The organism is Tolypothrix sp. FACHB-123 (genome assembly GCF_014697075.1).
GTDB lineage: Bacteria > Cyanobacteriota > Cyanobacteriia > Cyanobacteriales > Nostocaceae > Aulosira.
This window is the reverse complement of the sequence record NZ_JACJRE010000017.1, coordinates 44,659-68,222: the sequence shown is the minus strand read 5'-3', so window position 1 is coordinate 68,222 and position 23,564 is coordinate 44,659. Positions and strand designations below refer to the sequence as shown.

16 protein-coding genes are annotated in these 23,564 nt (G+C 42.5%); 12 read left to right on the top strand and 4 right to left on the bottom strand.

What is annotated here, in order from left to right:
* Positions 1-142 precede the first annotated feature (142 nt).
* The 4 genes from H6G41_RS13625 to H6G41_RS13610 all read left to right on the top strand — a co-directional run bounded on the left by H6G41_RS13625 (position 143) and on the right by H6G41_RS13610 (position 6,145).
* Positions 143-1,189 (top strand): ABC transporter substrate-binding protein, encoded by a 1,047-nt coding sequence (locus H6G41_RS13625; RefSeq protein ID WP_190746715.1) that lies wholly within the window; start codon positions 143-145, stop codon positions 1,187-1,189.
* A gap of 105 nt (positions 1,190-1,294) precedes the next feature.
* The gene (locus tag H6G41_RS13620; protein WP_190746714.1) at positions 1,295-2,848 is read left to right on the top strand and encodes a sugar ABC transporter ATP-binding protein; all 1,554 of its coding nucleotides are present in this window, start codon (positions 1,295-1,297) and stop codon (positions 2,846-2,848) included.
* Positions 2,845-3,840 carry a ribose ABC transporter permease gene (locus H6G41_RS13615; protein ID WP_190746713.1) on the top strand — a complete coding sequence of 332 codons (996 nt, stop codon included), beginning with the start codon at positions 2,845-2,847 and terminating at the stop codon, positions 3,838-3,840. The genes H6G41_RS13620 and H6G41_RS13615 overlap by 4 nt, the downstream gene beginning before the upstream one ends.
* Positions 3,841-4,546: 706 nt before the next feature.
* Positions 4,547-6,145 (top strand): iron uptake porin, encoded by a 1,599-nt coding sequence (locus H6G41_RS13610; RefSeq protein WP_190746712.1) that lies wholly within the window; start codon positions 4,547-4,549, stop codon positions 6,143-6,145.
* Between the two features lie 223 nt (positions 6,146-6,368).
* Here H6G41_RS13610 and H6G41_RS13605 read toward each other — a convergent pair whose 3' ends face one another.
* Together H6G41_RS13605 and H6G41_RS13600 are read right to left on the bottom strand one after the other, a co-directional pair.
* Positions 6,369-6,746: a VanZ family protein gene (locus H6G41_RS13605; RefSeq protein WP_190746711.1), complete on the bottom strand. Its 378-nt coding sequence runs from the start codon at positions 6,744-6,746 to the stop codon at positions 6,369-6,371.
* A gap of 63 nt (positions 6,747-6,809) precedes the next feature.
* Positions 6,810-7,619, bottom strand: coding sequence for an aldo/keto reductase (locus tag H6G41_RS13600; RefSeq protein WP_190746710.1), 810 nt, complete (start codon positions 7,617-7,619; stop codon positions 6,810-6,812).
* 40 nt (positions 7,620-7,659) lie between these two features.
* Here H6G41_RS13600 and H6G41_RS13595 point away from each other — a divergent pair, with 40 nt between their 5' ends.
* The 7 genes from H6G41_RS13595 (at position 7,660) to H6G41_RS13565 (ending at position 19,328) form a co-directional block, all read left to right on the top strand.
* A complete protein-coding gene (locus tag H6G41_RS13595; RefSeq protein ID WP_190746709.1) occupies positions 7,660-7,899 on the top strand; it encodes a hypothetical protein in 240 nt (79 codons plus the stop codon).
* Between the two features lie 601 nt (positions 7,900-8,500).
* Positions 8,501-15,103 carry a HAMP domain-containing protein gene (locus H6G41_RS13590; protein WP_190746708.1) on the top strand — a complete coding sequence of 2,201 codons (6,603 nt, stop codon included), beginning with the start codon at positions 8,501-8,503 and terminating at the stop codon, positions 15,101-15,103.
* A gap of 18 nt (positions 15,104-15,121) precedes the next feature.
* Positions 15,122-15,472 (top strand): hypothetical protein, encoded by a 351-nt coding sequence (locus H6G41_RS13585; RefSeq protein ID WP_190746707.1) that lies wholly within the window; start codon positions 15,122-15,124, stop codon positions 15,470-15,472.
* 37 nt (positions 15,473-15,509) lie between these two features.
* Positions 15,510-16,349, top strand: a complete 840-nt coding sequence (locus tag H6G41_RS13580; protein WP_242037919.1) for a protein-glutamate O-methyltransferase CheR — start codon at positions 15,510-15,512, stop codon at positions 16,347-16,349.
* A gap of 86 nt (positions 16,350-16,435) precedes the next feature.
* On the top strand, positions 16,436-16,561 hold the full coding sequence (locus H6G41_RS35090; RefSeq protein ID WP_190746772.1) for an element excision factor XisH family protein: 126 nt from the start codon (positions 16,436-16,438) through the stop codon (positions 16,559-16,561).
* Entirely contained in the window at positions 16,549-16,902 is a 354-nt protein-coding gene (locus tag H6G41_RS13570) for a XisI protein (RefSeq protein ID WP_190746706.1), read from the top strand. Before H6G41_RS35090 ends, H6G41_RS13570 begins: the two co-directional genes overlap by 13 nt.
* 308 nt (positions 16,903-17,210) lie before the next feature.
* Positions 17,211-19,328, top strand: coding sequence for a response regulator (locus H6G41_RS13565; RefSeq protein ID WP_190746705.1), 2,118 nt, complete (start codon positions 17,211-17,213; stop codon positions 19,326-19,328).
* A gap of 203 nt (positions 19,329-19,531) precedes the next feature.
* On the opposite strand, the gene H6G41_RS13560 is transcribed toward H6G41_RS13565, so the two are convergent.
* A complete protein-coding gene (locus tag H6G41_RS13560) occupies positions 19,532-20,497 on the bottom strand; it encodes a DUF4351 domain-containing protein (protein ID WP_190746704.1) in 966 nt (321 codons plus the stop codon).
* A gap of 370 nt (positions 20,498-20,867) precedes the next feature.
* On the opposite strand from H6G41_RS13560, the gene H6G41_RS13555 reads away from it, so the two are divergent.
* On the top strand, positions 20,868-22,034 hold the full coding sequence (locus H6G41_RS13555) for a pyridoxal phosphate-dependent aminotransferase (protein ID WP_190746703.1): 1,167 nt from the start codon (positions 20,868-20,870) through the stop codon (positions 22,032-22,034).
* 75 nt (positions 22,035-22,109) lie between these two features.
* Here H6G41_RS13555 and H6G41_RS13550 read toward each other — a convergent pair whose 3' ends face one another.
* Positions 22,110-23,297: a glycosyltransferase gene (locus H6G41_RS13550; RefSeq protein WP_190746702.1), complete on the bottom strand. Its 1,188-nt coding sequence runs from the start codon at positions 23,295-23,297 to the stop codon at positions 22,110-22,112.
* Positions 23,298-23,564 lie beyond the last annotated feature (267 nt).

Sequence of the window (23,564 nt, the reverse complement as noted above, 5' to 3'; positions counted from 1 at the left end):
GTTGTAATTTCGGAGGTTGTCTCAAATAACTTTGAGATAAAGCTCCAAACCCAGATGGGATAAAAAACGTTTCTAATTCATATCAAGCGTGATTTATATTCTGCTGATTGTTATTGAATTTAAATGCGTTATTAGGATATAGATGAATGTGAAAAAACTTCCCTTTACCTCAGGTGTGGCAGCTACTATATTAAGTATTGTTAGTGGTACGCTTGTTAGCTGCACAAACGTTGCTCCCAATGGCGACAAAGCCACTAATACGGATACCACTAATACAAAAAACGTTACTGATATAAGTACGCAGACTAATAAGAGCGATCGCAATCCTAAATTACGTTCTGTTGGCGTAACTTTGGGCGATTTAAGTAACCCGTTCTTTGTGGTTATGGCACAAGGTGCGGAGAAAGAAGCAAAAAACATTGGTGGAAGTGATGTCAAAGTCACTGTAGTTTCTAGCGGCTATGATTTAAATCAGCAATTTAACCAAATTGAAAATTTTGTGGCGGCGAATACTGACTTAATTGTCCTCAATGCTGCGGATAGTAAAGGTATCAGACCTGCTGTTGAGCAAGCCAGAAAAGCAGGGACAATTGTGATTGCAGTAGATACACCTGTAGAAGCAGATGTAGATGCGACTGTCACTACTAATAATGTGCAAGCTGGAGAAATTAGCTGCCAATATATTGCCGATCGCCTCAAAGGTAAAGGCAATGTTGTCATAGTCAACGGGCCGCCAGTCACTTCAGTCATCCAGCGCGTGGATGGTTGCTTAAAAGTGTTAGCTAAATATCCCAATATCAAACTACTTTCTAAAGACCAAAACGCAGAAGGTAGCCGCGATGGGGGATTGAGAGTGATGAGCGACATACTAGTCACTTTCCCCAAAATTGATGCAGTCTTTGCCATCAACGATCCTAGCGGTGTGGGCGTAGATTTAGCGGCTAACCAAGCCAAACGCAGAGACTTTTTTATTGTGGGAGTTGACGGCGCACCGGAAGCCATAGAAGCGATCGCATCTAGCGATAGCCTCTATGCAGCCACAGCTACGCAAAACCCCAGAGGGATGACTGTAAAAGCGGTTCAGGTAGGTAACGACATCTTGAATGGCAAAAAACCAGCATCACCAAACATTTTGATTCCCGCCAAGTTGATTACTAAAGAGAACGTAAGTACATCTACAGGTTGGTAATCCGTTGACTGTTGACTGTTGACTGTTGACTGTTGACTGTTGACTGTGGCGTTAGAGCTAAAGCAGCTTAACACTTTAAAATTTAGGACTCTGCACTCACCACATATGACAACAAATATTGAAAGAGATTTTTCTCCACCCGCGACAGCTAACCCTGTCTTAGAAATGCGCGGGATTGCTAAACGATTTCATGGTGTCCCGGCTTTGCAAGGTGTGAATTTGACTATTTATCCGGGTGAAGTTCACGCTTTGATGGGTGAGAATGGTGCGGGTAAAAGCACTTTGATGAAAATCCTGGCTGGGGCTTATATTGCTGATGATGGCGAGATTTGGATTAATGGTCAAGCGGTGAAAATTACCGATCCGGGTACAGCCAGACAAGCAGGGATTAATCTGATTTATCAAGAATTGAACGTTGCACCCAATTTAACTGTTACCGAAAACATGTTTATGGGTAGCGAGTTGCAAAAAGGTCAATTTTTAGACCGTAAAGGTATGGAACTTGAAGCCCGGCGGGTATTAGATAGCTTGGGGGCGAGTTTTGCACCTACGGATATTGTCGGTACTTTAGCGATCGCGGAACAGCAGCAAGTAGAAATTGCGAGAGCGCTAAAAGATAACAGCCGGATTTTGGTGATGGATGAACCAACAGCCGCTTTATCTGACAGAGAGACGGAACGGTTATTTGAGGTAATTCGCAAACTGCGCAACGATGGCATTGCCATTATCTATATTAGTCACCGCATGGAAGAAATCTATGCCCTGGCTGACCGCATTAGCGTGCTGCGGGATGGTCAATATATTGGCAGTTTGACGCGGGAAGAAATTACTCCCCAGCGCTTGGTACAAATGATGGTTGGTCGTTCGATGCAGGACTTTTACGAACATCAACGCCAAAACAATCCCGGCGCGGTGGTGCTGGAAGTGAGAAATATTAGCGATGGGCGCAAAGTTAAACCCGCCAGCTTTCAACTGCGTGCAGGGGAAATTCTCGGATTGTCTGGGTTAGTGGGTGCGGGACGGACAGAGGTATCGCGGCTGATTTTTGGAGCCGATCGCAAAGTTAGCGGTGAAGTATTTCTCAATGGTAAAAAACTAGAGATTAATTCCCCCAGTGATGCGATCGCTGTGGGTATTGGCTATGTCCCAGAAGATCGCAAAGACCAAGGTTTATTTCTGGAAATGAGTTCCCGCAAGAATATTGGACTCAATAGACTTAAACAAGATGCTAGGAGTGGCATCGTTAATTGGGCTTCAGTCAATAAGATTGCTGCTGACGCAGTCGAAAACTTTCATATCCGGCTGGCTAATTTAGAAATTCGCGCCGTGGATCTTTCCGGGGGAAATCAGCAAAAACTCCTGCTAGCCAGGTGGTTGGCGATTAATCCTAGAGTATTGATGCTGGATGAACCGACAAGGGGCGTAGATATCGGTGCTAAAAGCGAGATTTACCGGATTATTAGCGATTTAGCCGCCCAAGGGGTTGCAATTTTCATGGTTTCCAGCGAACTACCAGAAATTGTGGGAATGAGCGATCGCGTTTTAGTCATGCGCGAAGGGGAGTTAGTGGGTGAACTAGACAACAGTCCCGGTAAAGAAATTAGCCAAGAAAACATTATGCACTATGCAACAGGAGCATCGGAGGTACTAGCATCATGAGTCAAACCTTAAAACCAGTTAACAGAAGACCAAGCGAGAATTCCCAACGCCAGCGCAAATCCATTAACAATTTACTGCAAGTTGCCGGGATTTTACCGATTTTGGTAATCATCTGCATTCTATTTGCGCTGCTGAGTCCTAATTTTATGACAGCAGGTAACGCCGTCAACATCTTGCGTCAGGCTTCAATTAATATTGTCCTGGCAACGGGGATGACCTTTGTGATTCTCACCGGAGGTATTGACCTTTCAGTCGGGTCAATCTTGGCTGTTTCTGCTGTAGTTGCAGTATTAGTATCTCTAATACCGGCTTTAGGTTGGCTAGCTGTTCCTGCGGCCTTAGTCACCGGATTGCTGTTAGGTTTACTCAACGGTGCGTTAATTACCTTTTTAGATGTACCGCCGTTTATTGTCACCTTGGGTTCTTTAACTGCCCTCCGTGGTGCAGCCTTCTTAGTTGCTAATGGTACAACAGTAATTAACCGAAATATCAACTTTGCTTGGATAGGTAACAGCTATGTCGGCCCGATTCCCTGGCTAGTAATCATTGCTTTGTTGACTGTGGCTGTGAGTTGGTTTGTACTGAGACAAACAGTTTTAGGTGTACAAATTTACGCCGTAGGTGGTAACGAAAGAGCCGCCAGATTAACGGGTATCAAAGTCAATCGCGTCATGCTGTTTGTTTATGGCGTGAGTGGATTACTCGCAGGTTTAGCCGGAATTATGAGCGCCAGCCGCTTGTATAGTGCCACCGGTATGTTAGGGCAGGGTTATGAACTAGATGCGATCGCGGCTGTCATTCTCGGTGGAACCAGCTTCACAGGCGGTATCGGTACCATTGGGGGCACACTTCTCGGTGCATTAATTATTGCTGTACTCAACAATGGTTTAACTCTGTTGAACATGTCTTACTTCTGGCAATTAGTTGTCAAAGGTTTGGTAATTATTGCCGCAGTTATGATTGATAGATTGCGCAGACGTTCTCGACGTTAACACAAATTGAAGGGATGAATAGTTATCTTTTTAACTCTTCTTCCCTTCTCTCTTCATCTCAACAGTTAACAGAACTTACGACACCCTAAGAATTCTTGGCGTTCTTGGCGTCTTGGCGGTTCAATAAATTAAGAATTTTTGGTATTTTTGCGTAGTTTTTAAAATCAGTATTTCTGCAACGCGCTAAAGCCAAGAATAAGGTGCGTTACACTACCCTTCTCCTGCGGAGACGCTACGCGAACGGGACGCCACTTCGTGTCTACGTGATAACACACCCTACACATACATAACTTGTTTTAAGTATTTGCCAGCAAAAATCAAATAAAAACATCATCAATACAAGATTATTCCTTGCATATTTGCCAGAAGAGTCTTTCTTTTCCGCTCTCAAAAAAACTCTTCTTTGCGTACTTCGCGTCTTTGCGGTTCGTTACTTCATCCCATTTCATACAACGCCGCAGATATTAATCGCAATCTCTTGAGCTTAGAGGATGTTTGAAAAGTGGTTAGCTGTAATTTTAAGCACTTGTTGATCCCCCCAACCCCCCTTGAAAAGGGGGGCAAAAACTTCTAAAAGTCCCCCTTTTTAAGGGGGATTTAGGGGGATCTAAATATTGTGCTACCAAACAGAGAACTTTTAAAACAACCTCTTAGACAATCAAGAAAAACCCAGTTTTTTCTCATATCAAATACCATCATAAATCCAATGCTGAAACATTCTTGGTGCAGTTTTCTACTTTTATTTTTAGCATCTCCAGCAGTCTGGGCAGCAGATGCAACAGATGCCGAATTTAATACATTACAAGAACAAGTCACATCAGTTTCCCAATTCTCAGATGTGCAACCAACCGATTGGGCTTTTGCTGCATTGCAATCATTAGTTGAACGCTATGGTTGTATTGCAGGTTATCCCAATTCTACTTATCGCGGAAATCGCGCCTTAACTCGTTATGAATTTGCCGCAGGTTTAAATGCTTGCTTGGATAGAATTAATGAATTAATCACCACAGCTACCAGCGATTTAGTCCAGAAACAGGATTTAGCCGTGTTGCAAAAACTACAACAAGACTTTGCAGCAGAACTAACAACTCTACGCGGAAGAGTCGATAGTATAGAAGCGCGAACATCAACATTAGAACAACAACAATTTTCCACTACTACCAAGCTAAATGCCCAAATTATTACCGCCATTAGCGATACCTTTGGTAATAAAGTCGGGGGTACGCGCGATGAATCTAACCCCTTCTTTGCTACGCGCGGTCGTTTGCAGTTAGAAAGTAGTTTTACAGGCAAAGATTTATTGCGAGTGCGACTAGAGTTTGGCAACTTTGCCAATTCTAATGGTGTCAGCCAAATTGCTGCTGCTAGCGGTACGGGAATGACGCGCTTAAACTTTGATAATGATAGTAACAATACATTGTTTGTACCCCACATCCGTTACTACTTTCCTGTTAGCGAGTCTCTATCCTTTGTTATCGGCCCGGTGGGTATTGGCTACAACGACATCACAGATAACGTCACTCCAGCGACAGTTGCTGATGATGGTAACGGTATTCCCTCACTATTTGGTAAGAATAGTTTGCTGTTTGAACGGGGAGGGGGCGGTGCAGCAGTTAACTGGAAGATTAGCAGTGACTTGGTGTTAACTCTCGGTTATTTAGCTAACAGTCCCAATAATCCAGCACCTCAAAATGGTTTATTTGATGGTGGTTATAATGCATTGGCACATTTAGTTTACTATGGTCAACAAGGCGCAATTGGTGTTGCTTACTCTCATGGATATAGCCCTGCTGGTACTGTGGATATTACAGGTAGTAGAGGTAGCGCTTTATCCATATCGCCTTTTGGTAACAGCATTGCTACCTCTAATAGTATTGTTGGTGCGCAAGGATATTATCGCTTTTCTCCCAATTTTCAAGTACATGCATGGGGCGGGTATATTTGGGCAACTGCGAAGAACTCTGGTTTCAGTGATATTTCTAATGGGAGAGGTAGCACAGATTCGCTATTTGTGAATAATGGTGATAGTGCTAATGCTTGGTTTGGCGCAATTGGGATGACATTTCCTGATGTTGGCGGTAGGGGTAATTTACCAGGTATTCTTTTTGGTTTACCGCCACGAGTTTCTCACAGTGATGTTCGTGAGGAAAGCGATAGCTCTTACCATATTGAAGCTTTTTACCGTTGGCGAATTCATGACAATATTTCTGTGACTCCTGGGTTTTGGGTAATTCTTAACCCGGAAAATAATAGTAATAATGATACTCAATATGTAGGAGTGTTGCGGACAACTTTCGATTTTTAAACCGCCAAGACGCCAAGTACGCCTTCTCTGCGAGAGGCTTCCGCCAACGCGCAGCGTCTCCCCTTGGGAGAAGAATTTGTAGAGTGTGCGTAAGTCCTATTCTCTTATCTCTGTGTTCTCTGCGCCTCTGTGGTTAAATAAATAATTTTTAAAACGCAGAGACACAGAGGCACAGAGAGAAAAATAAGTTTTTCCCATCACTTGAAAGAATGGGAATTGGAAATTAAGCTTGGCGCAACTTTTGCTTTTCTGCTAACCAAGTAAATAATACAATACCGCAAAGGTCAGCTAATAAATCAACTGGATCGGCTGAACGATAGGGGACGAAATGTTGAATGATTTCGTCAATTAAACAAAACAATATAACAATCATCGGCGCAATTGGTAAAGCAATATTACCAATATTAAATTTGACTTTGTTAAAGGCTAAATGGCTGACAAATGCGGCGATACCTAATAATAGGAAATGCAAAATCGTATCGTAATGAGGAAATTTGGCAATTTCACTAGGAATGATTTTTAAATAAGCTGATAGGGAAATGGACATTAAAATCGTCAAATAAACCCAAAATACAAACATCCAAGGACGATTAGTTCTCATAGCGATCGCATTCTGCAACTGGTATGATTTATTACTACATAAACGAAATCCAGCTTTCCGCAATTAAACCCATTGGGTATCAAAGGCATCTTGCCCTGTACCATAAATTAAGTCGCCATATTCCCGCCAGTGTGCGATTTCTTCAGGGGAAAGAGGGGGAGCATTGAAAACGCTGAGGTTTGCTTCTAATTCCTGGCGCGTTTTAGGGGCGGTAAGTGCGATATTTACCGCCGGATGATGCAGTGCGTAACGGTAACAATCGGCGGCGGTGGGTGGTTGCATTTGCCAATGAGGATGCTTGGTAAGTAGGGAACCCCAGCGCGTACAAGTAAAGGCAACTACAGGAATACCAGCTTGGTAAGCAGTGGGTAAAACATCTTCTTCCGCTTTGCGGTGAGCCATATTATAACGATGCATTAATATGTCACACTGCTGATGCTGTATTATTTCTAAAGCAATCGGTCGATTATGGGTAGTTACTCCTACATAGCGGATTGCTCCTGTTTGTTGGTGCGATCGCAATTCTTCCAACACTGCCTGAATTTGTTTGCTATCATCACCAGGAAACACATATTCCACAAAAAACACATCTACGCTATCAACATTTAGGCGATGGCGCACCGAGTCAAGGTAACGACGCAAAGCGTTGATATCTCGGTTTTCGCTCCCAGTAGCAACTAAAATTTGTTGGCGCTTTTCTTTGAGCAGAGATTTTAGCCCAGTAAGGAAGTTTTCCGACTCCAGATTGTAAAAGAAATAATAATTAATTCCCCCTGCAAACGCCGTTGAAATAGAATTAGCATCTAGCTGTGACTGTGCTGCTAAACCGAGAATACTAGCTTTTTGTCCCTGCTGGGTAACTATAGGATTCATATTTAATTTCTGAAATATTCCTACCTACTTCCAAGATACTGTGACAGCAGAAGTAGCAGCAGCTAGTATGAAAGCTTACAGCGAACAGCTATTTGCGCAAGTTTTTCGGGTTGATTGCAATGTTTACACCAGAAGAAGAAGAAAAATATTGGCAAGCCTTTGCTACCCCCGTGGGTTTTCTTCAATAGCAGCCTTTGAGGATGACGGCGAGATTTCAGGATCAGCAAGGGATCTTACCCCTGATGCGCCAGTTGTATTCTTCAAGAAGTCGAGGATCTAGCAACTCATCAAAATTAATTGCATAAACCACTACATATAGCGATCCTATTTCAGTTGTGAAAAATATCGGTTTTGGCTGTTGACTGTTGACTGTTAACCGTTGACAGTTAACAGTCAACGAACCTACATATAATATTTCACAAATCATTTAAGATTGCTATATATTTCTACGTACATTTCAACAATCAAGTCTTATAGCCGCGAATTCTATTAAAAAATTGAGATTTTCCTGATTGCATAATTCCTAAAATTATTTGCTTAACTTTGTGGCAATTAGTTGAGTTAACAACAGCAAGATTATTTATCTCTATGGTTTTCTAAAAATCTTCCCCCTCAAGATATATGCCAAAAGGAATAGGTAAACAAACTGAGTCAACATTTGCTTGCAAAAATCTCTGTGCAGCAGCTATCCTCAGGACGAAGCAAAGGCTATGATTGGCTAAGAGAAATTCTAATAAGTGTGGTAGTAGCACCATTTGAGGATAGAGTTATTTGCTGAATTTAATCCTGTCCTCAATAGTGCTACTTGTGAACTTAATAGTATTCCCCCAGGCAAAATGGGGAGAAAAAATATATAAAATAAATTCCTAAAGGATAAGCTAATGGCAACTGAACAGTTAATCAGAGAAAGCGACAACCTAGATTTAAAACAGTTATTAAGAACGTTAAATGCTGTTAAAAAAGGCGATTTTTCTGCTCGGATGCCGATTGATCAAACAGGAATGGCGGGAAAAATTGCTGATACGCTTAATGACATTATCGATCAAAATGAGCGCATGGCAGCAGAGTTACAGCGCATCGGTAATGTTGTGGGCAAAGATGGTAATGTTTCCGAACGTGCTTCTTTAGGAAATGTTCGCGGTTCTTGGTTAAGTTGCGTCAATTCTGTTAACAGTTTAATTACAGATTTAGTTCAGCCAACAGCAGAAACTACAAGGGTAATAAGGGCTGTGGCTAATGGTGATTTATCTCAAACTATCGCCCCAGAAATTGAAGGTAGACCCCTGAAGGGAGAATTTCTACAAACTGCCAATATTGTCAACACAATGGTAGATAGGCTTGGTTCCTTTGCATCGGAAGTTACTAGGGTAGCGCGGGAAGTGGGGACAGAAGGGAAGTTAGGCGTACAAGCCGAAGTTCGCGGTGTGGCGGGAACTTGGAAGGATTTGACAGATAATGTCAATTTAATGGCAGGAAATTTAACCGGACAGGTACGTAATATTGCAGAAGTTGCAACTGCGATCGCAAATGGTGACTTATCGAAGAAAATTACAGTTAATGTCAAAGGCGAAATTCTCGAATTGAAGAACACCGTCAACACGATGGTGGATCAATTAAACTCCTTTGCGTCTGAGGTAACCAGAGTAGCGCGAGAGGTGGGTACGGAAGGGAAATTGGGCGTACAAGCTGAAGTTCGCGGTGTGGCGGGTACATGGAAAGATTTGACCGACAACGTTAACTTGATGGCAGGGAATTTAACTGCTCAGGTACGTAACATTGCGGAAGTAACAACGGCGGTAGCCAATGGCGATTTATCCAAGAAAATTACTGTAAACGTTAAAGGCGAAATTTTAGAGTTGAAAAACACCGTCAATATCATGGTTGATCAACTCAATTCCTTTGCATCGGAAGTTACCAGAGTGGCGCGGGAAGTAGGCGCGGAAGGAAAATTAGGCGGACAAGCAGAAGTTCGCGGTGTGGCGGGTACGTGGAAAGATTTAACCGACAGCGTGAATTTCATGGCGGGTAGTTTGACGGCGCAGGTGCGGAATATTGCGGAAGTAACTACAGCTGTGGCGAATGGCGACTTATCCAAGAAAATCACCGTGGATGTGAAGGGCGAAATTTTGGAGTTGAAAAATACCATCAACACGATGGTGGATCAATTAAATTCCTTTGCGTCGGAAGTTACCAGGGTAGCAAGGGAAGTGGGGACGGAAGGGAAGTTAGGTGTACAAGCAGAAGTTCGCGGTGTGGCTGGTACTTGGAAAGATTTAACAGATAACGTTAACTTGATGGCGGGGAATTTGACAGCCCAGGTACGGAATATTGCGGAAGTAACTACGGCGGTGGCGAATGGGGATTTATCCAAGAAAATTACTGTAGATGTGAAGGGCGAAATTTTGGAGTTGAAAAACACCGTCAATATTATGGTGGATCAACTAAATTCTTTTGCATCGGAAGTTACTAGGGTAGCGCGGGAAGTAGGGGCGGAAGGTAAATTAGGGGGACAAGCAGAAGTTCGCGGTGTGGCTGGTACGTGGAAAGATTTAACCGACAGCGTGAATTTCATGGCGGGTAGTTTAACAGCCCAAGTGCGGAATATTGCGGAAGTAACTACAGCTGTAGCGACGGGTGACTTATCGAAGAAAATCACTGTGGATGTGAAGGGCGAAATTTTGGAGTTGAAAAATACCATCAATACAATGGTGGATCAATTAAATTCCTTTGCGTCGGAAGTTACCAGGGTAGCGCGAGAGGTGGGAAGTGAGGGGAAACTGGGAGTACAAGCTGATGTACGCGGTGTTGCGGGTACTTGGAAAGACTTAACCGACAGCGTGAATTTTATGGCGGGTAGTTTAACAGCCCAAGTCCGGAATATTGCGGAAGTAACTACAGCAGTGGCGACTGGTGATTTATCGAAGAAAATTACTGTGGATGTGAAGGGCGAAATTTTAGAGTTGAAAAATACCATCAATACTATGGTGGATCAACTCAGTTCCTTTGCATCGGAAGTAACCAGGGTAGCGCGGGAGGTGGGAACGGAAGGGAAGTTAGGCGTACAAGCGGAAGTACGCGGTGTAGCGGGAACCTGGAAAGATTTAACAGGTGCGGTGAACATGATGGCGGGTAACCTCACCGACCAAGTAAGGAATATAGCAGAAGTTGCGACGGCGATCGCAAATGGTGACTTATCGAAGAAAATTACTGTCCAAGTTAAAGGCGAAATTTTGGAGTTGAAGAACACCATCAATATCATGGTGGATCAATTAAATTCCTTCGCCTCTGAGGTAACTAGGGTAGCGCGAGAGGTGGGAAGCGAAGGTAAATTGGGTGTACAAGCTGATGTACGCGGTGTTGCGGGAACCTGGAAAGACTTAACCGACAGCGTGAATTTTATGGCGGGTAGTTTAACAGCCCAAGTGCGGAACATCGCCGCAGTTACCACAGCTGTAGCTAATGGCGACTTATCGAAGAAGATTTCTGTGGATGTCAAAGGGGAAATTTTGGAGTTGAAAAACACCGTTAATACAATGGTGGATCAATTAAACTCCTTCGCCTCTGAGGTAACCAGGGTAGCGCGAGAGGTGGGAACGGAAGGAAAATTAGGTGTACAAGCAGAGGTGAAAGGAGTTGCGGGAACCTGGAAAGACCTCACCGACAGCGTGAATTTCATGGCGGGAAGCTTGACAGCCCAAGTGCGGAACATTGCAGAAGTTACTACAGCAGTGGCGAATGGTGATTTATCCAAGAAAATCACTGTGGATGTGAAGGGCGAAATTTTGGAGTTGAAAAACACCATCAATACAATGGTGGATCAATTAAATTCCTTCGCCTCTGAGGTAACCAGGGTAGCGCGAGAGGTGGGAACGGAAGGAAAACTCGGCGTACAAGCTTACGTTAGAGGTGTGGCGGGGACGTGGAAAGACCTCACCGACAATGTGAACTCGATGGCGGGGAACTTAACAGCCCAGGTGCGGAACATTGCAGAAGTTACCAAAGCGGTGGCGAATGGCGACTTATCCAAGAAAATTACTGTAGATGTGCGCGGGGAAATTTTGGAGTTGAAAGACACCATCAATACAATGGTGGATCAACTGAGTTCCTTTGCTTCGGAAGTAACGCGGGTAGCAAGGGAGGTGGGAACGGAAGGAAAATTAGGCGGACAGGCCCAAGTTAAAGGTGTGGCGGGAACTTGGAAGGATTTAACAGATAATGTCAACTCGATGGCGGGTAATTTAACAGCCCAGGTGCGGGGTATCGCCAGAGTTGTCACAGCGGTGGCGAATGGGGACTTGAAACGTAAATTAATGCTGGATGCGAAGGGAGAAATTGAAACCCTCGCGGAAACAATCAACGAAATGATTGATACCCTAGCAACTTTTGCCAATCAGGTAACCACAGTAGCGCGGGAAGTAGGAATTGAAGGAAAATTAGGCGGACAAGCCAGAGTACCTGGTGCGGCGGGTACTTGGAAAGATTTGACAGATAATGTGAACGAACTAGCTGCAACTTTAACTACACAACTAAGGGCGATCGCAGAAGTAGCAACAGCGGTTACTAAGGGCGATTTAACTCGGTCGATTGCGGTGGAAGCTTTAGGGGAAGTGGCTATCCTCAAAGACAACATCAACCAAATGATCGCTAACCTGCGAGAGACTACCCAGAAAAATACTGAGCAAGATTGGTTGAAAACAAACCTCGCTAAGTTTACGCGCATGTTGCAAGGTCAGCGTGATTTGGAAACAGTTTCTAAACTCATCCTCTCGGAACTAGCACCATTAGTAGGCGCGCAACATGGCGTATTCTACATGATGGAAGCCACCGATCATCAGGCTTTCCTCAAATTACTCAGTAGCTATGCTTATCGCGAACGGAGACATTTAGCGAACCGTTTCTACCTGGGTGAAGGTTTGGTAGGACAATGTGCTTTGGAAAAAGAAAGAATTCTGTTAACAGATGTGCCGAGTGATTATGTGAAAATTAGCTCAGGTTTAGGCGAAGCTTCACCCCTGAATGCGGTTGTATTACCTGTGTTGTTTGAAGGACAAGTCACAGCCGTTATAGAATTAGCTTCCTTCCGTCGCTTCAGCGAAATACATTTAACCTTCTTTGACCAGCTTACCGAAAGTATTGCGATCGTCTTAAATACCATCGCAGCTTCCATGCGCACCGAAGAATTACTCAAACAATCCCAATCTTTAGCGGAAGAACTGCAAACCCAGCAAAACGAACTGAGGGAAACCAACAAGCGGCTAGAACAGCAAGCCCAATCACTCAAAGCTTCCGAAGATTTACTCAAAGGACAGCAAGAAGAACTCCAACAAACCAACGCTGAATTAGAAGAAAAAGCCGAATTGTTGGCGTTGCAAAAGAAGGAAGTTGAGCGGAAGAATTTAGAGATAGAACAAGCTAGGCGTTCTTTGGAAGAGAAAGCCGAACAACTCGCCCTTTCATCTAAATATAAATCCGAATTCCTGGCGAATATGTCCCACGAATTGCGGACACCACTAAATAGCTTGTTGATTTTGGCGCGACTGTTAGCCGATAACACCGAAGGTAACCTGACAGGTAAGCAAATTGAATATAGTCAAACAATTTACTCTGCGGGTACTGACTTATTGACTTTAATTAATGACATTTTGGATCTGGCGAAAATCGAATCTGGAACCATGTCAATTGATATGCACCAGATGCTATTTTCGGAGTTAGGCGATCAATTAGAACGCACCTTTGGGCAAATTGCTCAGAACAAAGGACTGGGCTTTACAATTGAACTTGCGCCGGACTTACCCAAAACCCTATACACAGATAGCAAACGCTTACAACAAGTCCTGAAAAATTTACTTTCCAACGCTTTTAAATTCACCGAACGTGGCGAAGTCTGCTTGCGGGTGGAGGTAGTTAAAGAAGGTTGGAGTCTTACCCAAGAAGCCTTAAATCGCGCCCACAATGTTATTGCTTTCTCTGTTAGGGATACAGGTATAGGAATTGCGCCAGATAAACAGAAAGTAATTTTTGAAGCCTTCCAACAAGCTGATGGTAGTACTAGTAGGAAATACGGTGGTACAGGATTAGGTTTATCAATTAGCCGCGAAATCGCCCGCTTATTTGGTGGAGAAATTAAACTTGTCAGCGAACCGAATCAAGGTAGTACCTTTACTTTCTACCTCCCCCAAACCAGCCCGGATTTGCGTGGGTTAACTGTTGCTGAACCTTTAACACCCAGACCAATTATCGGCCCCCAATTGCTCGCCCCTAGCAACAATTCTTCAGTGCTGAACGACGATCGCGCTATCCTGGCAGAAGACGATCGCGTTTTATTAATCGTAGAAGATGACATTAACTTTGCCCGTATCCTTTTAGATATGGCGCGCCAGCAGGGATTTAAGGTGATTACCGCCCAAAATGGCAATATTGGACTCTCCCTAGCCCAGCAATATCATCCTTCCGCCATTTTATTAGATATTCGCTTACCAGAAATGGACGGTTGGACGGTGCTAGACAGGTTAAAACATAACCCCAAAACCCGCCACATCCCCGTTCATATCATCACTGTGGAAGAAGGAAGACAACGGGGTTTACAACTCGGCGCGATCGCATATTTACAAAAACCCTTAACCAGCGAAGTGATTTCCGAAGCCTTAAATAAAATTAAAGGCTTTATCGAACGGCGAGTGAAAAACTTGCTAGTAGTAGAAGACGACGAAACCCAACGCCACAGCATTGTCGAACTAATTGGTAATAGCGACGTAACCACCACAGCCGTAGGTACAGGAAAAGCCGCCCTCGAAGCCATTCAAAATCAGTACTATGATTGTCTAGTGCTGGATTTAGGCTTACCAGACATGACAGGTTTTGAGTTAATCGAGCAGATTAAACTCTTACCCAATGGGAAAACATTACCAATCATTGTTTATACAGGTCAAGAACTCAATCGCACCCAGGAAACAGAACTGCGACGCTTAGCAGATACAATCATTGTCAAAGATGTGCGATCGCCAGAACGCCTCTTAGATGAAACCGCATTATTTTTACACCGAGTCCAAGCAAACTTACCAGCCCCCAAACGAGAAATATTAGAACAGCTACATGCTAGAGACTATTTGCTCACCCACAAAAAAGTATTAATTGTCGATGACGATGTGCGTAACATCTTCGCCTTAACAAGTATGCTAGAGCGATATCAAATGCACGTAGTCTATGCGGAGAATGGTAGAGAAGGAATTGCCCTGTTAGACAATACACCAGACATTGATATTGTCTTAATGGACGTAATGATGCCAGAAATGGACGGTTACGAAACAACCAAGCTCATCCGTCAAAACCCCAAATTACGCAGTTTACCAATTATTGCCCTCACCGCCAAAGCCATGCAAGGCGATCGCGAAAAATGCATCGCCGCCGGCGCATCAGATTACATTACTAAGCCTGTAGATACCGAACAGTTGCTTTCTTTATTGCGCGTTTGGCTGTATAGGTAGGGGCATGGGGCATTGGGCATGGGGCTAGAGGTTTTGAGGTTGGAAGTTAGAGTTTTGATTGCGGAGGTTGGGGCTTTTATCTTGGAAATTGTAGTTTTAAGCATGAATGTTGCGGCTTTGATGCTGGAAGTTGCACCTTTAAACCTCAACATTGCGGCTTTTATCTCGGAAGTTGCACCTTTAAACTTCAACGTTGCGGCTTTTATCTCGGAAGTTGCATCTTTAAACCTCAACATTGCGGCTTTTATCTCGGAAGTTGCACCTTTAAACCTCAACATTGCGGCTTTGATGCTGGAAGTTGCACCTTTAAACCTCAACATTGCGGCTTTGATGCTGGAAGTTGCACCTTTAAGTCTAACTTTTGATTAATAATACCCAATGCCCAATGCCCAATGCCCAATGCCCAATGCCCAATGCCCAATATCCCATGTCCACTTTAGAAGAAATCGAAATTCACCTTTTACTAGAGGGCATATACCGTTACTATGGTTTAGATTTTCGCAATTATGCCCTAGCTTCTCTTAAACGTCGGATTTGGAATACCATTCATGCAGAAAATTTAACTACCATCTCCGCTTTACAAGAAAAAGTCCTGCACGATCGCGAATGCATGGAACGATTTTTATTAAATCTTTCCGTTCATGTAACTTCAATGTTTCGTGATGCTAGTTTTTATTTGGCTTTTAGAACAAAAGTTATACCGCTATTAAAAACTTATCCTTTTATTCGCATTTGGCACGCAGGTTGCTCTACTGGCGAAGAAGTTTATTCTATGGCAATCTTGCTGCAAGAAGAAGGGCTTTATCAACGTTCCCGTCTTTATGCCACAGATATGAATGAAACAGTATTACGCAAAGCAAAAGATGGGATTTTTCCTATAGAATTAATGCAGCAGTATACCCATAATTATTTGCAAGCAGGTGGTAAAACTTATTTTTCCGAATATTACACAGCCGCCTACGACAGCGCTATTTTTCGCTCATCTCTAAAGGAAAATATTGTCTTTTCACCGCATAATTTAGTTACAGATGGTTCTTTTAATGAATTTAATGTCATATTGTGTCGCAATGTCTTAATCTACTTTGATAAAACCCTACAAAATCGGGTACATCATCTACTTTACGACAGCTTAATTAGGTTTGGAATTTTAGGTTTAGGACGACAAGAATCACTGAAATTTACACCTTATGAAACCCAGTATGAAGCCTTAGATGCCCGCGAGAAGCTTTACAGGAGAATTAGTTAGAATTAAAGATAAAAAACTCACTCCATGCCTGCAAAAGATATTTACCATGATGCGCCAGCAAACCTGAATATAATTTATATCTAGCAATTGACGACATTGTTTATTTCAACTTTTTTCAACGTCCATCAATTCAGCTCATTATCCGCCAAAATAACCTGCAATTAATTATTGTCGATACTCAACAAGAGGAAATTGTGCAATGGATACCTTAATCCAATATCGCAATATTGTGCAAAAAAATATTAAAAAATACGATGAATTGAGCAATTCGCAATCGGCTAACACCACAGAAGCCACAATTAGCGATCGCCTGATTTTAGACGAACAACGCGATCAATACCTGTGGTTGCGTTGTGGTTGGGATGGCAAAAGACGAGTTCAACACATTATTTTATACTTGCAGATTCAAAACGGTAAAATCTGGGTGGAAGAAGACAGCACCAACTTGGCGATTGTGGATGATCTGTTAGCAGCAGGTATTCCCAAAACGGATATTATTTTAGGCTTCCATCATCCCAGTAAACGAGCCATGACTGAATTTGCGATCGCCTAGAGTGAGTCAACAGTCAACAGTCAGTAGGGGCGGGTTTATGGGAGATGTTCATGAATCAGTGAGGATATCTGTGAACCCGCCCGTACAACCATCAACCGTCAACCAAGCCTTTGACAGCCAACTACGATCTTTCTACAATTAGGCTTTGGAAACGAAAATCAAGTCTTTGAGCAAAAATCTAGTATATCTTTATTCCTTTTCCTCAAAGCTGTAACCTGAGATAGTTGTAAAACTCCTTCAGAAAGTCGAAAGTCTATAAAAAAGCATAGAAACTAATTTTTTAGTCTAGCTAGGAGTCTATACCCATAATGCCGTCCGAACTACCAGTAAATATTCTCCTGGTTGATGACCACGCAGAAAACTTGTTGGCTTTAGAAGCCATATTACACAGCTTGGGTCAGAATCTGGTAAGGGCGACATCGGGGGCCCAAGCTTTGAGATGTTTGCTCAATCAAGATTTTGCGGTGATATTGCTGGATGTGCAAATGCCAGAGATGGATGGATTTGATACAGCAACTCTGATTCGCCAAAGAGAGCGATCGCGTCATACCCCGATTATTTTCTTAACGGCATTTAGTACCAACGAATCAATGGTATTTAAAGGCTATTCTCTAGGCGCAGTAGACTATCTATTTAAGCCAATTGAGCCGGAAATTTTGAAATCAAAGGTAGCAGCGTTTGTTGATTTATTTCAAAAAACCGCAGAGGTAGAACGCCAAGCCGCCCAATTAGCAGCCTTAAATGCCAGTTTGCAAAAGAGTGAAGAACAATTTCGTTCTTTATGTGTTAACTCACCAATAGGCATTTTTCTGACGGATGCTAGCGGTAATTGTACTTACACAAATCCCCGCTACCAAACAATTTTAGGGATTTCTGGTGAAGAATGTTTAAACAAAGGTTGGTTGCGATCGCTAGCACCCCAAGATAGAGAAAATATCTTTGCAGACTGGGCAAGTTGCGCCCAACAAGGCAAAGAATACTATAACGAGTTTACTATTCTCACACCAGAGGGGGATGTGAGATGGTTAACTTTGCGCTCCTCACCCATGCTTGCCGATCGCAAAGAAGTCATCGGTTATGTAGGTACAGTAGAAGATATTAGCGATCGCAAACGAGCCGAAGAAGAACGCGCCAAATTAATCCGCGAACAAGCCGCACTCAAAGAAGCGGAAGCCGCCAACCGGATGAAAGATGAGTTTTTAGCCACCTTATCTCACGAACTGCGTACCCCTTTAAATTCAATTCTCGGTTGGTCGAAACTCCTCCGCAATCGCAAACTCGATGAAAAAGCTACGGCGCGAGCTTTGGAAACCATTGAACGCAACGCCCTGTTACAAGAACAACTCATCGAAGATATTTTGGATGTTTCACGGATCATTCGTGGCAAACTATTTTTAAATATCTGCCCCGTGAATTTAGTCACAGTGATTGACGCCGCCGTAGATACAGTACGTCTCCAAGCCGAAGCCAAAAATCTTGCCTTTGAGTTTGTGATTGCACCCAATGAAGCGGGTAGCATCGATGAAGTGAGGAAAAAAGCCAAAAAGACCAGGGAGAATAACGGCTACGTTTCTGTAGCTAGCCATCTAGCTTCACCCTTTATGGTTTCTGGCGATCCTGATAGATTACAACAAGTTGTCTGGAACCTGCTCAGCAATGCAATCAAGTTCACACCCCAAAACGGGCGAGTGGAAATTAGATTATCAACGATTAAAGGTAAAGAAATCAAAGACAGCTACGCGCAAATTCAGGTAAGTGATACAGGTATAGGTATCCAATCCGACTTTTTACAATATGTATTCGATCGCTTTCGTCAAGCTGACGGCAGTACAACTCGCAGTCATACTGGCTTAGGATTAGGATTAGCGATCGCTCGTCACTTGGTAGAACTACATGGTGGAACTATCCATGCTGAAAGTCCAGGGGAGGGAAAAGGCGCAACGTTTACAGTAAAATTACCATTTTTAGAAGCTAAAACCCAGGAAAGTGCCGAAACCGCAGAAGAAACCGCGGCTGTCACCATCCCAAAATTACCCCTACAAGATTTGCGGCTGCTAGTAGTTGATGATGACACTGATACCCGCCATTTTCTCACCGTCGCCTTACAGCAAGCTGGTGCGGAAGTCACATCTGTAAATTCCGTAAAAGAAGCCCTGGCTGCAATTCAACAATATCCCCTAGATATTTTAATTAGCGACATTGGAATGCCGGAAGAAGACGGCTATACATTAATCCGCAAAGTCAGACTGCTACCACCAGAACAAGGTGGAAGAATTCCCGCGATCGCTCTGACAGCCTATGCTAGAGAAGAAGACGCCAAAGAGGCTCTAGAAGCTGGTTTTCACATGTATGCTTCTAAACCAGTTGAACCAATTAAATTGATTGATGCGATCGTCAAATTAGCCGAACTCAATTACCCAAATTAAAATATTTCGTAATTATATCAACTTAAAAAAATGTGACACATTCTAGAGATAAGGCACTGCTTTGCCCTCTAGAATATATTGATGTGTCGCCAACATTATTTAAATTGGTATTAAATTAGTTGGGGTGTAGCACCTCACAAATAAATACAAGCAATTTAACAATTTGCTGCGGTGCTTCCCCAAAATTACGAATTAGTAATTATTTAGTAATTATTTTGTCGCCTTGCAGACAACCAATTAGTTAAATCAGTCACCGAAGTAAAATCAAGTAAATCTTCAGCTAATGCTTCCAATTCGTTAATATTTAAAGAGCGCACCTGCTCAAGTAATGACTCATCAACAGTACCTAGACGACGATTAAGTAACCGTGTCACTAATGATAATGCTTCTTCCAGCTTGGCAATACGTTCAAAAGAAGTTACATATTTCATCCGTCGTCTAGCCTCCAGTTGTTGTATTTCTAGTTTAAACTCTGCTTCTAAATTAGGTGGCAAAGTTAACATCCAATCCACAAACGCAATTAAATTAATTACATCCTGCTCTTCAAACCCTTTTTCATATAAACTTTGTACCAAAGCCAATTTTTGCTGTTTACGGTTGTTACGGTCATTACGGGTATTCAGCGCCGCTAAGTGTGCCATTACTACTGTTGCGAATGGGTTATTGTCGTTGTCTAATTCCGATAATCGTGGTTGATAATCTATCAACTTAATAATCGGAAATTGAAAATTTAACCGACACCCAAATAGACTATAACCAAATTGTTCCGGTCGCCAATTTGCTCTGTCATCTCCGAGAATTGCTAAAGAAGCTACAGATTTTTTGTATCTATCGTAAATGCGATAATTATAGGTATACATCCTCGCGGCAAAATCTGCTTCTTCTTGAGACTGCACCTCAACATGAATTAACACCCAAGTTTCTTGACCATTTTGCAGATAAACTTTGACCAATTTGTCCGCAAAACGGCGACCAATTTCTGCATCGACAACTACTTCTTGCAGTTCTTTATCTAAAAACTCTGGCTGTTGTCTCCAATCAATTTCGTTATATGCATTGGGAAAAAAGAACTGCATAAATTCGGAAAAATATGTTTGTAAAATATCTTTCCAAGGTGAATCATATTCGGTTGCTGGAATTTGATTTTTGTTGTCATTATTATCAGTCATTACCGTCAATTATGTATTGCTTCAAAGGAATATATTCTGCTGTGGGCGATCGCTTTACTTTTTTATTGAGCCTGTATATCACCAAAAAACTGCAATAAGCTGTGAAAAAGCTTGATTTACACCAAAAAACCGATTAACAGAAGTTATAGCAAGAAATTATACCTGCTATCTGACTCAGAATATGTAAAAATGAGCGCTTGAATCGGCTGCTGGAAGTACAAATATTTACACGCTCTCCTATTAACAAAATTCTTAATATTGCCAGAATTTGTTAACGAGATGGACTAAGGAATTTTAAAAAATCAATTCTCAATCGAGATTGTGGGATATTGTTAAATAGGTTAGAGATTAAGCGAATAAATAATTAAGAATGAAGCTGGCAGCAAGAGTAAGTCAGGTAACACCCTCTTTAACCTTAGCGATCGCAGCTAAAGCTAAGGCAATGAAGGCAGAGGGTATAGATGTTTGTAGTTTTAGCGCTGGAGAACCAGATTTTGATACCCCAGCCCATATCAAAGCAGCAGCCGAAAAAGCTTTGGATGAAGGGAAAACCAAATATGGCCCAGCAGCCGGAGAACCAAAGTTAAGGGAAGCGATCGCCCACAAGCTAAAAACAGATAACGGACTCGATTACAAAGCCGAAAATGTCATCGTCACCAATGGCGGGAAACATTCTCTCTACAACTTGATCGTCGCCCTCATCGATCCAGGTGATGAAGTTATTATCCCCGCTCCCTATTGGCTCAGTTATCCGGAGATGGTTACCTTAGTCGGCGGAGTATCCGTAATTGTACATACAGATGCTTCCACAGGCTATAAAATTACTCCCGAACAACTGCGCCAAGCAATTACCCCAAAAACCAAGCTATTTATCCTCAATTCACCATCTAACCCCACGGGAATGGTGTACACCCCAGAGGAAATTAAAGCCTTGGCAGAGGTAGTAGTTGATGCAGATATCTTTGTTGTCTCTGACGAAATTTACGAGAAAATTCTCTACGATGGTGCAGAGCATATCAGCATTGGTTCCTTGGGAAAAGAAATTTTCGCCCGCACTTTAATTAGTAATGGTTTTGCGAAAGCTTATTCCATGACAGGTTGGCGACTTGGCTATTTAGCCGGGCCAGTAGAAATTATTAAAGCTACCAGTACCATCCAAGGGCATAGTACATCTAACGTCTGTACCTTTGCTCAATATGGCGCGATCGCGGCTTTAGAAAGTTCTCAAGACTGCGTGGAAGAAATGCGCCAAGCCTTTGCCAAACGCCGACAGGTAATGTTAGACAGACTCAACGCCATCCCCGGCTTGAGTTGTCCCAAACCTGATGGTGCTTTTTATCTGTTCCCCGACATCAGCAAAACAGGCTTAAAATCCTTAGAATTCTGCGATGCGCTGATCGAAGAACATCAAGTAGCCGTAATTCCCGGTATTGCTTTTGGTGCCGATAAAAACATCCGCCTTTCCTACGCCACAGACATGGCAACTATTGAAAAAGGAATGGATAGATTAGAGAAATTTGTGCGATCGCGAATTTAGTCAATAGTCAGTTGTCAGTTGTTAACAGTCAACAGTCAACAGTCAACCGTCAACCGTTAACCGTTAACCGTCTTCTCACAACAACCCCATCTCCTGCAAACCCTGACGCAGCCTTTGGGCTTCTTCGGGGTTTTGTTCTTGGTGGAGAGCGATCGCATTTTTAAAGGCAATTAAACTAGCTTGATGATTGCCTACTTTTAGCTGGACTACTCCTAAATTTTGATAAGCTTCTGCATATCTGGGGTTTAACTTGATGGCTTTTTGATAACAGGCGATCGCATCAGTAAATAAACCTAAAGCCTTAAATGTCATCCCTAAATTGTAATGTCCAGCGGCAAAATTCGGGTCAATTTTCAAAGTTGCTTCATAAGCTTTTTTAGCAATTTTCAAGTCTCCCGCTGCTTTGAGTAAGTTACCGAGATTGTTATATGCTCCCAATTTTAAAATTGGGTAAATAGGTAACTTAATAGCTGCTTGATAATGAACGCTAGCTTGTTTCGGATTTTGTAACCGACTGTAAGCAATCCCTAAATGATAATGCAGTTCATATAAAATCTCGTAGTTTTCCTCACTTGTTCTCACGCCTCTTTTAAGGAGTTCTATACCTGCTTCTATTTTGCCAGTGGTGATATACAAAGCTCCTAACTTACTGCAAACATAAGGATCAAAAGGATGTGTCGCTAAAAATTGTTCCATTGCGGCTTGCGCTTTAGCGTATTTATTACCTTGAGCGATCGCATTTTTTTGATATCCTTTGTGCAAAATTGCTACCCCTTGTAAATAGCCAATTTGCCACTTAGGTTCCTTCGCTAAAATTGCCGCCACACTATCATCAACCAAAGCATGATAAGGGCGAGAAAATTGAATTTCTGGGTGGCGGCGAAATAGTCGAGAAACCAAAGAATAAGGAGATTGTTCTGCACCTATTTCCTGACGCAGCAGGTTAATTAACAGATATTCTTCACTTTGAATTACAGAGTGAATCTCTGACACAATTTCTGGTTTTAGCGTCTCATCTGCATCTAACACTAAAATCCAATCACCAGTGACATATTTCAGAGCTTCATTGCGAGCCGTACTAAAGTTATTGTTCCATTTGAAATGATGTACTTTTGCACCGTAAGATTGAGCGATTTCTGGAGTGCGATCGCTAGAACCTGTATCTAAAATCACCATTTCATCTACAACATTTTTCACACTGTTGAGACATTTAGGTAGTGTAGCTGCTTCATTTTTTACGATCGTGCACAAGCTGAGTTTCATATTGTAATGATGTGTAGTAATGCAATTTTTTATTGAATCAATCTCATACCGTTTCTGGATGAAGATGCGCTTAATTAGCACACCTCCGTGGGCTTTGTTTGTGTAGCCCCAGCCTTCTAGGGTGAGGACGAATATAGCGCAACTTCACATAGAATTGGTATCAGTAAATTTAGGCAATGCACAGCAAAACCCTGAGATAGTGGGTAATATCCACCATATATATTTCAAAAATTAAGTATGAATCCTATATTAATTCAAAAATCAAAT